Origin of the sequence: Clostridium cavendishii DSM 21758 (assembly GCF_900141845.1) — a bacterium.
GTDB classification, from domain to species: domain Bacteria; phylum Bacillota; class Clostridia; order Clostridiales; family Clostridiaceae; genus Clostridium_AG; species Clostridium_AG cavendishii.
Genome location: NZ_FQZB01000030.1, coordinates 1 through 15,311, shown reverse-complemented (window position 1 = coordinate 15,311; position 15,311 = coordinate 1). Strand labels below are relative to the sequence as shown.

The window sequence follows — 15,311 nt, the reverse complement described above, 5'->3', positions numbered from 1 at the left end:
GCTCCATCCATTTGTGCTGCTCCTGTTATCATGTTCTTAACGTAGTCAGCATGTCCTGGACAGTCAACGTGTGCATAGTGTCTGTTATCTGTTTGATATTCAACGTGTGCTGTGTTGATTGTGATTCCTCTTTCTTTTTCTTCTGGAGCTTTATCTATTTCATCATATTTAAAAGCTTCAGCGAATCCTCTGTTTGCTAATACTGATGTAATAGCTGCTGTTAATGTTGTCTTACCGTGGTCTACGTGACCGATTGTTCCGATATTAACGTGTGGTTTGTTTCTTTCAAATTTTGCCTTTGACATTTAAAAATCCTCCCTTATAGTGTTTTTTTATATAAAGAAGCTATCTATTAAGCTTTCTTTCCTGCTACTTGTTCTTGGATGCTCTTTGGTACTTCTTCATAATGATCAAATACCATTGAGTAAACTCCTCTACCTTGAGTTCTTGATCTTAAAGTAGTTGCATAACCGAACATTTCTGAAAGTGGAACAAATGCTCTTATAACTTGAGCTCCTGCTACAGCTTCCATACCTTCGATTCTACCTCTTCTTGAGTTAAGGTCTCCCATAACGTCTCCCATGTACTCTTCTGGCATAGTTACTTCAACCTTCATCATTGGTTCAAGTAATACTGGGTTTGCTTTAGACATAGCATTTTTGAATGCCATAGATCCAGCAATTTTGAATGCCATTTCAGATGAGTCAACTTCATGGTATGAACCGTGAACTAACTTAATCTTGAAGTTTATAACTGGGTAACCAGCGATTATACCGCTCTTAGAAGCTTCTTGAATTCCGTTATCGATAGCTGGAATATATTCTCTTGGAATAGCTCCTCCAACGATAGCATTTTCAAATGCATATTCACCTTCAGTTGGTTCCATTTCAATAACACAGTGACCGTATTGTCCTTTACCACCTGATTGTTTAGCATACTTAGCTTCTGCTTTAACAGCGCCTCTGATTGTTTCCTTGTAAGCAACTTGAGGTGCTCCAACGTTACATTCAACTTTAAATTCTCTTGTAAGTCTATCAACGATAATTTCTAAGTGTAATTCACCCATACCTGAAATTATTGTTTGACCTGTTTCTTGATCAGTGTAAGTTTTGAAAGTTGGATCTTCTTCAGCAAGTTTTGCTAAAGCTATACCCATTTTTTCTTGACCAGCTTTTGTCTTTGGCTCTATAGCTACAGATATAACTGGTTCTGGGAATTCCATACTTTCAAGTATTACTGGTGAATTTTCATCACATAAAGTGTCTCCAGTTGTAGTATTCTTTAATCCAACAACTGCTCCTAAATCTCCAGCTCTTAACTCATCAACTTCTTGTCTGCTGTTAGCATGCATCTTAACAAGTCTACCAATTCTTTCTTTCTTTCCTTTTGTTGAGTTAAGTACATATGTACCACTTTTCATTATACCTGAGTAAACTCTTGTAAATGCTAATTTTCCAACAAATGGATCAGTAGCTATTTTGAATGCTAAAGCTGACATTGGTTCATCATCATTAGCGTGTCTTTCAAGTTCTTCACCAGTTTCTACATCAGAACCTTTTATAGCTGGTATGTCTAATGGTGATGGCATGTAAGCAACTACAGCATCAATCATTTCTTGAACACCTTTGTTTTTGTATGATGATCCACAAATTACTGGCATCATTTCGTTAGCTATTGTAGCTTTTCTGATTGCAGCATGAAGTTCTTCTTCAGTGAATTCTTCACCTTCTAAATACTTCATCATTAATTCTTCATCAGTTTCAGCAATAGCTTCTATCATAGCAGATCTATATTCTTCTGCTTGATCCTTTAATTCAGCTGGTATTTCAGTTATTTCTATTTCAGTTCCTAAGTCATTTTTATGAAGTATAGCTTTATTAGCTATTAAATCAACCATTCCATGGAATTGATCTTCTTGACCTATTGGAATTTGTATAGCAACAGCGTTTGCTTTAAGTCTATCTCTTACAGTGTTTATACATCTGAAGAAATCAGCACCTGTAGCATCCATCTTGTTAACATATATCATTCTTGGAACTCCGTATTTGTCCGCCTGTCTCCAAACTGTTTCAGTTTGTGGCTCAACCCCACTCTTAGCGTCAAGAACAGTAACAGCTCCATCAAGAACTCTTAATGATCTTTCAACTTCAACTGTAAAGTCTACGTGTCCAGGTGTATCTATTATGTTTATAGCATACCCTCTCCATTGTGCAGTTGTTGCAGCAGAAGTAATTGTTATACCTCTTTCTTGCTCTTGAACCATCCAGTCCATTGTTGCTTGACCTTCGTGAACTTCACCTATCTTATGAGTTTTTCCTGTGTAAAACAGTATACGCTCAGTAGTTGTTGTCTTACCAGCGTCGATGTGAGCCATGATTCCTATATTACGAAATTTTTCTAATGGAAACTCTCTATTACCCACGATAATTCCTCCTCTCGATTATATAATTATAAATTCAACAAAACTGTTTTGGCAAAGCCAAAACAGTTTTGTTATTAGTATCTGTAATGAGCAAATGCTTTGTTAGCTTCAGCCATTTTATGAGTATCTTCTCTTTTCTTAACTGCTGCTCCAGTGTTGTTAGCTGCATCCATTAATTCTGCTGCTAATCTTTCTCTCATATACTTTTCGCCTCTTTTATCAGCTGCTATAAGTAACCATCTTAGACCTAAAGTCTGTCTTCTTTCTGGTCTAACTTCCATTGGAACTTGGTAAGTTGCCCCACCTATTCTTCTAGCTTTTACTTCTAATAAAGGCATTATGTTGTTCATAGCTTCTTCAAATACTTCTAAAGGTTCTTTACCTGTTTTAGTTTGTATTATTTCGAAAGCATCGTAGCATATTTTTTGAGCTACTCCTTTTTTACCATCTTCCATAACGTTGTTTATTAATTTTGTAACAACTTTTGAGTTGTACATTGGATCTGGTAATACATCTCTTTTTGCAATATGTCCTTTTCTTGGCACTTTTCTTCCCTCCTTAACATTTTGATTTAAGTTCATCGGTACTCGACATAACTTGATAATTTTGTGTGTCGTAAAGTGCATGCTCCTATAATCTATATAAACGTTAAATTTATCTTAATTAATTTGAAGTCATAGCACTAAACAAAGTTAGAAAAAATTACTATTTTTTCTTTGGTCTCTTTGCACCATACTTAGATCTTCCTTGCATTCTGTTAGCTACTCCAGCTGAGTCTAAAGCTCCTCTGACAATGTGGTATCTAACACCAGGAAGGTCCTTAACTCTTCCACCTCTTATAAGAACAACACTGTGCTCTTGTAAGTTGTGTCCTACACCTGGAATGTAAGCTGTTACTTCGTATCCATTTGTTAATCTAACTCTGGCAATCTTTCTTAACGCTGAGTTAGGTTTCTTTGGAGTAGTTGTTTTAACTACTGTACAAACTCCTCTTTTTTGAGGACATTCCTTAAGTGCTGGTGCAGTTGACTTTGTTGTTATTGTCTTTCTGCCTTTTCTTACTAATTGGCTTATAGTTGGCATAATTTCACCTCCTGATTTTTTTATAACTATCTATATTAATATAATATGAAGTTAGCAAATTTCTTCTAGAATTAACGCTGCAGCTGAACCTACTTCTATGCCACACATTTTTCCTAGTTCCTTCATTGTTTTAACAGTTTTAATTTCAACTTCTTTTGCTTTTGCAAGCTCTACAAGTTTTGTCAAAACCTTTATATCTGCATCTTGTGCTATATACAAAACAATCCCTTCACCATTATTAATGGCTTTTATCGCTTGTTTTATACCTATAACTTTTTTTCCCAAAAGTCTGTCTATCATGAAATTACCCCCTCTGTTCAGTAACAACGAGGCAAAGCCATGCTCTGCCTCATTTTTATATCATGTAGACAAGTTAATCCCTTAGTAATCATGTTAATTCACACAAACTGTATTTTATCATTTAAGCATATCACTGTCAACAAAATTAATTATTATTCTACAACTAAATTTGCTTCCTCTGTTTCTTCAATACTGTTCTCAGTATTTAGTTTTACAGATCTATATCTTAACATACCAGTACCTGCAGGAATCAACTTACCAATTATTACATTTTCTTTTAATCCGATAAGTGGATCTATTTTACCTTTGATAGCAGCATCTGTAAGAACCCTTGTAGTTTCTTGGAAGGATGCAGCAGATAAGAAACTATCTGTTGCTAAAGCAGCCTTAGTAATTCCAAGAAGTACTTGCTCTCCTTTAGCTTTCTCTCCTCCAAAACTTTCAACTTTCTTATTAGCTTCTTCAAAATCAAACATATCTATCATTGTACCTGGTAATAACTCAGTGTCACCAGAGTCACTTATTTTTATCTTTCTAGTCATTTGTCTTACAACAACTTCTAAGTGCTTATCATTAATATCAACACCTTGAAGCCTATAAACTTTTTGAACTTCTGAAAGCAAGTATTGTCTAGCTCCATCTACACCTTTTATAGCTGCTATATCATGAGGATTTACAGAACCTTCTGTAATTTCGTCTCCAGCTTCTATGAAGTCACCATCATGAACTTTTAATCTTGATCCAAATGGTATATCATAACTATTTTCTTCACCAGTTTCTGCTACTACAAATACTGTTCTTTTTTTCTTAGTTTCTTCAACTCTTACACTACCTGTTATTTCACTTACTATTGCTAAACCTTTTGGCTTTCTAGCTTCAAATAATTCTTCAACTCTAGGAAGACCTTGTGTAATATCGGCTCCAGCAACCCCTCCTGTATGGAAGGTTCTCATTGTAAGCTGTGTACCAGGTTCACCGATTGATTGTGCTGCTATTATACCTACTGCTTCTCCGATATTTATCTTTTGAGCAGTAGCCATGTTCATACCATAACACTTAGAACATACACCAACTTTACATTTACATGTAAATACTGATCTTATCTTAACTTTTTTAACTCCAGCCTTAGTTATTTTTTCAGCTAATATAGGGTCCATATATGAGTCTCTAGCAGCTAAAACTTCTCCTGTTTCTGGATGTAAAATATCTTCAGCTGAGTATCTTCCAGTTAATCTTTCTTCTAAACCTTCAATTACCTCATTACCTTCTTTAATTTCAGAAACAACTATTCCATCTGTAGCTCCACAATCTTCCTGTCTAACTATAACATCTTGGCTTACGTCAACAAGTCTTCTAGTTAAGTAACCTGAGTCAGCTGTTTTAAGAGCTGTATCAGCATTACCTTTTCTAGCTCCATGTGTAGATATGAAGTACTCTAATACGTCAAGTCCTTCTCTAAATGATGCTCTGATTGGTAATTCTATAATCTTACCTGATGGATTAGCCATAAGTCCTCTCATACCAGCAAGCTGTTTGATTTGTGACTTAGATCCTCTGGCTCCAGAGTCTGCCATCATGAATATTGGATTGAATTTATCCAAACTAGACATTAGCGTATCAGCTACTTCTTCAGTAGTTTTAGTCCATTTATCTATAACTTTTTCATATCTTTCTTCTTCGGATATTAATCCTCTCTTATACATCTTTTCAATGTTATCAACCATTTTATCTGCATCTGCAAGTAACTCATATTTCTTTTGAGGAACTATCATATCAGAAGCAGCAACAGTTACCGCACCTATTGATGAATAATGATATCCAGTTGCTTTTATTTTATCTAGCATTACTGAAGTTTTAGTTGGACCATGTTTTAAATAACATTTATCTATTATTTTTCCTAATGATTTTTTAGTAATTAAGAAATCTATTTCTAAATTAAACATTTCATCAGGATTTGTTCTATCAAAGAATCCTAAATCTTGTGGTATACATTCATTAAATAAAATCTTACCTGGAGTAGTTTTTATTATACCTGATTTAATTTCTCCATCTATTTCTCTAAATACTTTTACATTAATTTTAGCATGAATATCTATTTGTTTTACTTCATATGCCATTATAACTTCTTCTAAGCTACTAAAATATCTACCTTCACCATTTGCTCCATCTTTATCCATAGTCAAATAATATGAACCAAGTACCATATCTTGAGTAGGAACACATACTGGTTTACCATCTGATGGTTTCATTATATTTCCCGCTGCAAGCATTAGGAATCTTGCTTCAGCTTGAGCTTCTACTGATAGTGGAACGTGAACAGCCATCTGGTCTCCATCAAAGTCAGCATTATATGCTGTACATACCAATGGATGTAGTTTAATAGCTCTACCTTCAACTAATACTGGTTGGAAGGCTTGAATTCCTAATCTGTGTAGAGTAGGAGCACGATTTAGTAATACTGGATGATCTGCAATTACTTCTTCAAGTACATCCCATACTTGAGGACTAACTCTTTCAACCATTCTCTTCGCACTCTTTATGTTATGAGCAACACCGTCTTCTACAAGTTTTTTCATAACAAATGGTTTAAATAGTTCTAGAGCCATTTCCTTAGGAAGACCACATTGATACATCTTAAGCTCTGGTCCAACAACTATAACTGATCTACCAGAATAGTCAACTCTCTTACCAAGAAGGTTTTGTCTGAATCTACCTTGCTTACCTTTAAGCATATCTGATAGTGATTTAAGCGGTCTATTTCCTGGACCAGTAACTGGTCTTCCTCTTCTACCATTATCTATTAAAGCATCAACAGCTTCTTGTAACATTCTCTTTTCATTTCTAACTATTATGTCTGGAGCTCCTAAATCTAATAGCTTTTTAAGTCTATTATTTCTATTTATAACTCTTCTGTATAAGTCATTTAAATCTGATGTTGCAAATCTACCACCATCTAATTGTACCATTGGTCTTAAATCTGGTGGAATTACAGGTATTACATCTACAATCATCCATTCAGGCTTATTACCTGACTTTCTAAATGATTCTACAACTTCCAATCTTCTTATTATTCTTATTTTCTTTTGTCCTGTACTTTGTTTAAGTTCTTCTTTAAGCTCTTGTGCACCTCTTTCAAGGTCAATTTCAGATAAAAGGCTTTGAACTGCTTCAGCTCCCATAGCAGCTGAGAAGCTTTCTTCACCATATTTATCTACAGCTTCTCTATATTCTTTTTCATTTAAAAGTTGTTTCTTTAATAATGAAGTTTCTTTAGGATCTATTACTACATAAGAAGCAAAGTATAATACTTTTTCTAAGCTTCTTGGTGACATATCAAGGATTAATCCCATTCTTGATGGTATTCCTTTGAAGTACCAAATGTGAGAAACTGGAGCAGCAAGTTCTATATGCCCCATTCTTTCTCTTCTAACCTTTGATTTAGTAACCTCAACTCCACACCTGTCACATACAATGCCTTTATATCTTACTCTTTTGTATTTACCACAATGACATTCCCAGTCTTTTATAGGTCCAAATATTCTTTCACAGAATAAACCATCTCTTTCTGGTTTTAGTGTTCTATAGTTTATAGTTTCAGGTTTTTTTACTTCACCTCTAGACCAAGCTCTAATCTGCTCTGGAGATGCTAACCCTATTTGTAAAGCATCAAAATTATTTAATTCAAACAAGGGTATATCCTCCCTTCATATTAGTGTTCATCATTAAAATCATCTAGTTCTAAGCTTCCGCTAAAATCATCTAGGTCAATATTATCATAGTCTATTTCTTCTTCTTCTTCAGATGAAGAATATCCATCTTCCACTTCTTCTGTAGCTTGAGGCACTGTTTCTTCTGTGCCTTCAATATTCACTTCTAATTCATCCATTTCATCATCTACAAGTTCTTTTAATGTAACTTCTTGATTTTCATCATTTAGTACTTTTACATCTAAACATAAAGCTTGTAGTTCTTTTATTAGAACCTTAAAGGATTCTGGAACACCTGGCTCAGGTATATTTTCTCCCTTAACTATAGCTTCATAAGTTTTTACTCTACCTACAACGTCATCCGATTTAACAGTTAATATTTCTTGAAGTGTATGAGCAGCACCGTATGCTTCTAATGCCCAAACTTCCATTTCACCAAATCTTTGACCACCAAATTGAGCTTTACCTCCAAGTGGTTGTTGAGTTACAAGTGAGTATGGTCCTGTAGATCTAGCATGTATTTTATCATCAACTAAATGGGCAAGTTTTAAGATATACATTATACCAACAGTAACATCATTATCAAATTTTTCTCCTGTTCTACCATCTCTTAAAACTGTTTTTCCATTTCTATTATAACCAGCATCTTCTAAACATTGTTCTATATCTTCTTCAGTAGCACCATCAAATACAGGTGTAGCTATATGCCAACCTAATGCACTAGCAGCCCAACCTAAGTGAACTTCTAGAACCTGACCTATATTCATACGTGATGGAACCCCTAGTGGATTTAAGCATATTTGTACTGGTCTACCATCTGGTAAAAACGGCATATCTTCTTCAGGTAATACTCTAGAGATAACCCCCTTATTACCATGACGACCAGCCATCTTATCTCCAACAGATATTTTTCTCTTTTGAGCTATATAACATCTTACTAATTCATTTACTCCTGGTGGAAGTTCATCCCCATTTTCTCTAGTAAATACTTTAACATCAACTATTATACCAGCTTCTCCATGAGGAACTCTTAATGAAGTATCTCTAACTTCTCTTGCTTTTTCACCGAATATAGCTCTAAGAAGTCTTTCTTCAGCTGTAAGTTCAGTTTCTCCCTTAGGAGTTACTTTTCCAACAAGAATATCTCCTGATCTTACCTCAGCACCTATTCTTATTATTCCTCTTTCATCTATATCTTTAAGAGCATCTTCACTTACGTTCGGAATATCTCTTGTTATTTCTTCTGGTCCTAGCTTAGTATCTCTAGCTTCGCATTCATATTCTTCTATATGGATTGATGTAAATACGTCTTCCCTAACTAATTCTTCTGAAATTAGCATCGCATCTTCGTAATTATATCCTTCCCAAGTTATGAATCCTATTCTAATATTTTTACCTAAAGCTATTTCTCCTAAATCAGTAGAAGGTCCATCAGCTAATACTTGATTTTTATGAACAACTTCACCTTTTGATACTAAAGGTCTTTGATTTATACATGTACCTTGGTTACTTCTCTTAAATTTAAGAAGTCTATAAGTATCTGTACCACCATCTGAATCTCTCTTAACTCTTATTTCATTTGCACTCACATATGAAATAACACCAGCATTTTTAGCTTTTGGTAAAACTCCTGAATCAACAGCAGCTTTAAATTCTATACCTGTACCTACGATTGGAGCAGCAGGTTTTAATAGTGGAACTGCTTGACGTTGCATGTTTGAACCCATAAGTGCTCTTGACGCATCATCATTTTCAAGGAAAGGTATCATTGCTGTAGCAACTGATACGATTTGTCTTGGAGAAACATCCACTAAATCAACATCTTCTCTTGGTATAATTAAAACTTCTTCTTGTGCTCTTACTGTAACTTTTTTATCAACAAATGTTCCATCTTCATTTAATGGTTCATTAGCCTGTGCCACTAGGAATTGATCTTCTTCATCTGCTGTGAAGTATCTTATTTCACCAGTAACTCTATAATTTTCTTTATCTACAATTCTATATGGAGTTTCTATAAATCCATATTCATTAACTCTAGCATATGTCGCTAAAGAGTTGATAAGACCTATATTAGGGCCTTCTGGCGTTTCTATAGGACACATTCTTCCATAATGTGAATGGTGAACGTCTCTTACTTCGAAACCAGCTCTTTCTCTTGAAAGACCTCCAGGTCCTAATGCTGATAATCTTCTCTTGTGTGTTAATTCTGATAATGGATTTGTTTGATCCATGAATTGAGATAATTGAGAACTTCCAAAGAATTCTTTTATAGATGCAGCCACTGGTCTTATGTTAATTAATTGTTGAGGAGTTATAGCTTCTTGGTCTTGAATAGTCATTCTTTCTTTAACTACTCTTTCCATTCTTGAAAGACCAATTCTAAATTGGTTTTGTAAAAGCTCTCCAACACTTCTTAATCTTCTATTACCTAAGTGATCTATATCATCTACATATCCTATGCTATATGCTAAACCTATTTGATAGCTTATAGTTGCAAATATATCATCTCTTATTATGTGTTTCGGTATAAGTCTATTTAAATTTTTCTTTATTGTATCTTTTATTTCTTTTTCGTCAGTTAATCCTTCTAAGATTTCCATAAGTGTTGGGTAGTGAACTAACTCTCTAATATTTAGATCAGTAGTATCAAAATCCAGTTGCTTATGTAAGTTAACAAAGTGATTACCTATCACTCTTATAACTCTATCTTCAACTATAATATCAACAACGTTAATACCTAAGTCCTGAATTTCTTCAGCCATAAGTCTAGAAATCTTTTCACCTTTACCTACTAATATTTCACCAGTACTTGGGTTAACTACATCTTCTGCAGCAATTTGATTTGCTAGTCTTAAATTTAATGCTAATTTCTTATTAAATTTATATCTTCCAACTCTTGACAAATCATATCTTTTCGCATCAAAAAATAAAGAATCAATAAGCGAAACAGCACTATCAACTGTTGGTGGCTCACCTGGTCTTAATCTTTTATAAATTTCTAATAACGCTTCTTCTTTTGTTTTAGTATTATCTTTTTCAATTGTTGCTTTAAATCTTTCTTCTTCACCAAAGTAATCTAAAAGTTCTTGGTCACTACCAAAACCCATAGCTCTTCCTAATATAGTTATAGGAAGTTTTCTTGTTTTATCTATTCTTACATAGATAACATCGTTAGAATCTGTTTCATACTCCAACCATGCTCCCCTGTTTGGTATAACAGTGGCAGAATATAACTTCTTACCAGTTTTATCAACAGAATAATTATAGTATACTCCTGGTGATCTAACTAATTGTGAAACTATAACTCTTTCAGCACCATTTATTACAAAAGTACCTTGTTCAGTCATAAGCGGGAAATCCCCCATGAAGACTTCTTGCTCTTTAATTTCACCAGTCTCTTTGTTCTGAAGTCTTACGGCAACTTTTAAAGGCGCCGCATAAGTAGCGTCTCTTTCTTTGCATTCTTCTACAGAGTACTTAATATTATCCATATCAAGATTATACCCAATAAATTCAAGCACTAAGTTCCCCGTAAAGTTTGTGATAGGATTAATATCCTCAAAAACTTCATGAAGCCCTTCTTTTAAGAACCAATTGTAAGAATCTAATTGAACTTCAATTAGATTTGGCATCTCTGCTACATCTTTTACTTTTGCAAAACTCATTCTCGTTCTTTTTCCAACTTGGACAGGATGTACCATCAACTTTCACCCCTTGTATAAACTAAAATAACCAAAAGCACACTTTCCCTAAGGACCTATGCTTTCGGATTGCATACAATATCATCATCCTATTATAACCTTTTTAAGAAAAGATTATACATAAACTGTTCTAAACAATATTAACTTTTACATCGAACAGTACATTTAATGATAGTATCATATCTATTGCGTGTTGTCAATATAATTCTATCACTTAATATAATTTTATACTTGTTAAAAAAGAGGTACTTTTGAAAGTACCTCCCTTTATTTTAAAATTAATTATTTAACTTCTACTTCTGCTCCAACTTCAGCTAATTTAGCTTTCATGTCTTCAGCATCTTCTTTAGATACGCCTTCTTTTAATGTCTTAGGAGCTCCGTCAACTATTTCTTTAGCTTCTTTTAATCCTAATCCAGTTATTTCTCTAACTACTTTTATAACTTTGATTTTGTTAGCACCAGCGCTAGCTAATACTACGTCAAATTCAGTTTTTTCTTCAGCAGCACCTGCAGCTGGAGCACCACCTGCAACAGCAACTGGAGCAGCAGCACTTACTCCGAATTCTTCTTCACAAGCTTTTACTAACTCGTTTAATTCTAAAACTGTCATACCTTTTATAGCTTCTATAATTTGTTCTTTTGTCATGATTAGCACCTCCGAAATTTTTCGTTTTTATTTTTTATTATTCAGCAGAACCTGCTTCGTTTTTTTCTTTTATTGCATTAATTAAATATGCAAAATTTGATAATGGAGCCTTGAAGCTTCCAAGTAATTGTGCAATAAGCACTTCTTTTGAAGGTATTGAAGCAAGTTTTTTAACTTCTTCTGAACCGTATATAGTTCCATCAACAATACCAGCTTTTAATTCAAGTTTCTTATGGTCTTTAGCAAAGTTGTTAAGAACTCTTGCAGGAGCTGTAGCATCTTCATATCCGAATGCTATTGATACAGGTCCTTCTAAGAAAGGAACTATTCCTTCATGTCCTAGTTCTTTAGCTGCTAATGTTACTAGGCTATTTTTATAAACCTTGTATTCAACACCAGCTTCTCTTAAACTCTTTCTTAATTGAGTGTCTTCTTCAACAGTAAGCCCTTGATAACTTGCAAGTACAACCGCTTGAGCTTTTTCTAATTTCTCTTTGATTTCTGCAACTTTAGCTTCTTTCATTTGTCTGTTCTTATTCACCGTGTGTCCACCTCCTCACAGTTTAAAACTGCTTATTTATTAAGAAAAGCCTTCCCGTAGACAGAGGAAGACTTACATATTATGCAACATCCCTCGGTAGGTTGATTTACGTTATGCCGAAGCACCTACTGTCTACAGAAGCTTTTATTCACTTTTTCACAACGAATTAGATTATATCAACATTTTATTGTTATGTCAATACTATTCTAAAACTTTTGTTGGATTAACTTTTACACCAGGTCCCATAGTAGCTGAAACAGATACTGACTTGATGTATTGTCCTTTAGCTGCAGCTGGTTTAGCTTTTACTAAAGCATCCATTAATGTGTGGAAGTTATCAACTAGCTTTTCAGCTCCAAATGATCTCTTTCCTATTGGACAGTGAACGATAGCAGTTTTATCAACTCTATATTCAACCTTACCTGCTTTTATTTCTGCTATAGCCTTAGCTACATCAAATGTAACTGTACCTGATTTTGGATTTGGCATTAAACCCTTAGGTCCTAATACTCTACCTAATCTACCAACTACACCCATCATATCTGGAGTAGCTACAACTACATCATAATCAAACCAGTTTTCACCTTGGATTTTAGCTACTAATTCATCTGCTCCAACGAAATCAGCTCCAGCAGCTTCTGCTTCTTTAGCTTTTTCCCCTTTAGCAAACACTAAAACCTTAACGCTTTTACCAGTTCCGTGTGGAAGAACTACTGCTCCTCTTACTTGTTGGTCAGCGTGTCTTGGGTCAACCCCTAATCTTACGTGTAATTCTACAGTTTCATCAAATTTAGCTTTAGCAGTTTTAACAGCTAATTCTAAAGCTTCTGATGGAGTGTATAATGCACTTCTGTCTATTAACTTTGCGCTTTCAATATAATTCTTTCCCATTGTTATGCCTCCTTTGTGGTATTAACGGTTTTTACCTCCCACTGATTTAGTGGAAAATTATTCTACTACAACTACTCCCATACTTTTAGCTGTTCCTTCGATCATGCTCATTGCAGTTTCGATTGTAGCAGCATTTAAGTCTGGCATTTTTAATTCAGCGATTTTTCTTATTTGTTCTTTAGTGATATTTCCAACTTTAGTTCTGTTAGGTACTCCTGAACCACTTTCTAGTCCAATTTCCTTCTTTATAAGAACTGCAGCTGGAGGTGTCTTTAATATAAAGCTGAATGATCTATCTTGGTAAACTGTTATTACTACTGGTATTATTAATCCAGCTTGATTTGCAGTTTTTGCATTGAACTCCTTACAGAATCCCATGATATTTACACCGTGTTGTCCTAATGCTGGACCTACTGGTGGTGCTGGTGTAGCCTTCCCTGCAGGAAGTTGAAGTTTTATCATTCCAGTTACTTTCTTAGCCATGAGTTATTCCTCCTATACTGTGGTAATTTCGGACTTACGCCCTCCCACTTAATTAAGACGTTAGTCTGATTCTTAAACCAATTTTTCTATTTGATTAAAATCTAATTCGGCAAGAGTTTCTCTTCCGAACATATCAACCAAGGCTTTAACCTTGTGTTTTTCAGGATGTATTTCTTGGATTGTTGCTACAAATCCACTAATAGCTCCTGAAATTATTTTTATCGCTTCTCCTACCTCCAAGTCAATATCAACGGATGTTTCTACAACTCCCATTGAATCTACCTCTTCATCGGTAAGTGGAACAGGTTTAGATCCTGGTCCAACGAACCCAGTAACTCCTCTAGTATTTCTTACTACATACCAAGAGTCATCTGTCATAAACATTTTGACTATAACATATCCTGGGAATTTTTTCTTAAGACTTACTTTAGTTTTACCATCTTTTTCTTCTACACACTCTTCCATTGGAACTTGAATGTCTAAAATTAAAGATTGTAAATTTCTATTCTCAATAGTCTTTTCAAGGTTTGCTTTAACCTTATTTTCGTATCCAGAATATGTATGCACTACATACCATCTAGCTCTTTCGCTCATATTCTACTTAGGTAAACCAAAGTTCACCTAAACCTCCTTTTATTCTATTTAAGTTTGAACACTAATTCAAAGAGGTTTTGGAAAATATAATCCATCGCACCTATTAATACCAAAGATATTAAAGTAAATGCAGCTACCGCTAATATAGCTTTCTTAGTGTTTTCTTTAGATGGCCACGTTATTTTCTTAACTTCTGCCTTAACCTCTCTAAAAAACCTTACTACCCCTATACCCTTTTTGGTTGAAGGAGTCTCTATTTTACTATTTACAGTCATTTAGTTCACATCCTTAACACCAATTGTGTGTTTTTAAAAAAATGAATTATTTTGTTTCTCTATGAAGAGTGTGTGATTTGCAGAATTTGCAATACTTTTTCATTTCTAATCTATCTGGGTCATTTTTCTTGTTCTTCATTGAGCTGTAGTTTCTTTGCTTGCATTCTGTGCATGCTAAAGTTATTTTTACTCTCACGTTCTGCACCTCCAGTTTTTATCATATATAGACATAAATTTTTATTTTCCAGCCTTGTGTGTTACTAAATTACAATATCATAAATACATTCCAGTGTCAACAAGTCTTCACTATGTAAAGGACTAGGTATTTACACCCAGCCCTTCCATGGATTTATATTATTCAATTATGCTAGTAACAACTCCTGAACCTACAGTTCTTCCACCTTCTCTGATAGCGAATCTTAAACCTTCGTCCATAGCAACTTGAGTTATTAATTCAACATTCATATCGATGTGGTCTCCTGGCATAACCATTTCCATTCCTTCTGGTAACTTACATGATCCAGTTACGTCAGTTGTTCTGAAATAGAATTGTGGTCTGTATCCATCGAAGAATGGTGTATGTCTTCCACCTTCTTCTTTTTTAAGTACGTATACTTGACCTACGAATTTCTTGTGTGGATTTACTGATCCAACTTTTGATAAAAC

The 15,311-nt window shown here is 34.5% G+C and carries 15 protein-coding genes and 1 other annotated feature; all 15 genes read right to left on the bottom strand.

Annotation, left to right across the window (positions count from 1 at the left end; all coding sequences use genetic code 11):
• Window positions 1–305: GTP-binding protein (locus BUB01_RS22150; RefSeq protein WP_072993823.1), on the bottom strand; the 305-nt coding region annotated here is incomplete at its 3' end.
• A gap of 47 nt (window positions 306–352) precedes the next feature.
• Window positions 353–2,422, bottom strand: a complete 2,070-nt coding sequence (fusA, locus tag BUB01_RS22145) for an elongation factor G (RefSeq protein WP_278337166.1) — start codon at window positions 2,420–2,422, stop codon at window positions 353–355.
• Between the two features lie 74 nt (window positions 2,423–2,496).
• The gene (rpsG, locus tag BUB01_RS22140) at window positions 2,497–2,967 is read right to left on the bottom strand and encodes a 30S ribosomal protein S7 (RefSeq protein WP_072993820.1); all 471 of its coding nucleotides are present in this window, start codon (window positions 2,965–2,967) and stop codon (window positions 2,497–2,499) included.
• 160 nt (window positions 2,968–3,127) lie between these two features.
• On the bottom strand, window positions 3,128–3,505 hold the full coding sequence (rpsL, locus tag BUB01_RS22135) for a 30S ribosomal protein S12 (protein WP_072993817.1): 378 nt from the start codon (window positions 3,503–3,505) through the stop codon (window positions 3,128–3,130).
• A gap of 51 nt (window positions 3,506–3,556) precedes the next feature.
• Entirely contained in the window at window positions 3,557–3,805 is a 249-nt protein-coding gene (locus BUB01_RS22130; protein ID WP_072993815.1) for a ribosomal L7Ae/L30e/S12e/Gadd45 family protein, read from the bottom strand.
• Window positions 3,806–3,957: 152 nt separating this feature from the next.
• Window positions 3,958–7,494 carry a DNA-directed RNA polymerase subunit beta' gene (gene rpoC / locus BUB01_RS22125; RefSeq protein ID WP_072993812.1) on the bottom strand — a complete coding sequence of 1,179 codons (3,537 nt, stop codon included), beginning with the start codon at window positions 7,492–7,494 and terminating at the stop codon, window positions 3,958–3,960.
• 20 nt (window positions 7,495–7,514) lie between these two features.
• Window positions 7,515–11,213: a DNA-directed RNA polymerase subunit beta gene (gene rpoB, locus BUB01_RS22120; RefSeq protein WP_072993809.1), complete on the bottom strand. Its 3,699-nt coding sequence runs from the start codon at window positions 11,211–11,213 to the stop codon at window positions 7,515–7,517.
• A gap of 282 nt (window positions 11,214–11,495) precedes the next feature.
• Window positions 11,496–11,861 (bottom strand): 50S ribosomal protein L7/L12, encoded by a 366-nt coding sequence (gene rplL / locus BUB01_RS22115; RefSeq protein WP_072993805.1) that lies wholly within the window; start codon window positions 11,859–11,861, stop codon window positions 11,496–11,498.
• 37 nt (window positions 11,862–11,898) lie between these two features.
• Entirely contained in the window at window positions 11,899–12,402 is a 504-nt protein-coding gene (rplJ, locus tag BUB01_RS22110; RefSeq protein WP_072993802.1) for a 50S ribosomal protein L10, read from the bottom strand.
• Between the two features lie 32 nt (window positions 12,403–12,434).
• Window positions 12,435–12,558 (bottom strand) — a sequence feature (ribosomal protein L10 leader region).
• A 45-nt stretch (window positions 12,559–12,603) separates the two neighbouring features.
• On the bottom strand, window positions 12,604–13,293 hold the full coding sequence (rplA, locus tag BUB01_RS22105) for a 50S ribosomal protein L1 (protein ID WP_072993799.1): 690 nt from the start codon (window positions 13,291–13,293) through the stop codon (window positions 12,604–12,606).
• A 57-nt stretch (window positions 13,294–13,350) separates the two neighbouring features.
• Window positions 13,351–13,776, bottom strand: coding sequence for a 50S ribosomal protein L11 (gene rplK, locus BUB01_RS22100; protein ID WP_072993796.1), 426 nt, complete (start codon window positions 13,774–13,776; stop codon window positions 13,351–13,353).
• A 72-nt stretch (window positions 13,777–13,848) separates the two neighbouring features.
• Window positions 13,849–14,370 carry a transcription termination/antitermination protein NusG gene (gene nusG, locus BUB01_RS22095; protein ID WP_072993793.1) on the bottom strand — a complete coding sequence of 174 codons (522 nt, stop codon included), beginning with the start codon at window positions 14,368–14,370 and terminating at the stop codon, window positions 13,849–13,851.
• A 44-nt stretch (window positions 14,371–14,414) separates the two neighbouring features.
• Entirely contained in the window at window positions 14,415–14,645 is a 231-nt protein-coding gene (gene secE, locus BUB01_RS22090; RefSeq protein ID WP_072993790.1) for a preprotein translocase subunit SecE, read from the bottom strand.
• Window positions 14,646–14,691: 46 nt separating this feature from the next.
• The gene (gene rpmG / locus BUB01_RS22085; protein WP_072993787.1) at window positions 14,692–14,841 is read right to left on the bottom strand and encodes a 50S ribosomal protein L33; all 150 of its coding nucleotides are present in this window, start codon (window positions 14,839–14,841) and stop codon (window positions 14,692–14,694) included.
• 158 nt (window positions 14,842–14,999) lie between these two features.
• Window positions 15,000–15,311, bottom strand: a 312-nt coding sequence (locus BUB01_RS22080; RefSeq protein ID WP_479723185.1) for an EF-Tu C-terminal domain-related protein, incomplete at its 5' end; no start/stop codon positions are given.

Excerpts from the sequence above, each read along its gene's own strand:
- rplL (WP_072993805.1), bottom strand. The coding sequence starts at position 11,861 with ATGACAAAAGAACAAATTATAGAAGCTATAAAAGGTATGACAGTTTTA.
- rpsL (WP_072993817.1), bottom strand. The coding sequence starts at position 3,505 with ATGCCAACTATAAGCCAATTAGTAAGAAAAGGCAGAAAGACAATAACA.
- nusG (WP_072993793.1), bottom strand. The coding sequence starts at position 14,370 with ATGAGCGAAAGAGCTAGATGGTATGTAGTGCATACATATTCTGGATAC.
- BUB01_RS22130 (WP_072993815.1), bottom strand. The coding sequence starts at position 3,805 with ATGATAGACAGACTTTTGGGAAAAAAAGTTATAGGTATAAAACAAGCG.
- rplA (WP_072993799.1), bottom strand. The coding sequence starts at position 13,293 with ATGGGAAAGAATTATATTGAAAGCGCAAAGTTAATAGACAGAAGTGCA.
- rplK (WP_072993796.1), bottom strand. The coding sequence starts at position 13,776 with ATGGCTAAGAAAGTAACTGGAATGATAAAACTTCAACTTCCTGCAGGG.
- rpoB (WP_072993809.1), bottom strand. The coding sequence starts at position 11,213 with ATGGTACATCCTGTCCAAGTTGGAAAAAGAACGAGAATGAGTTTTGCA.
- secE (WP_072993790.1), bottom strand. The coding sequence starts at position 14,645 with ATGACTGTAAATAGTAAAATAGAGACTCCTTCAACCAAAAAGGGTATA.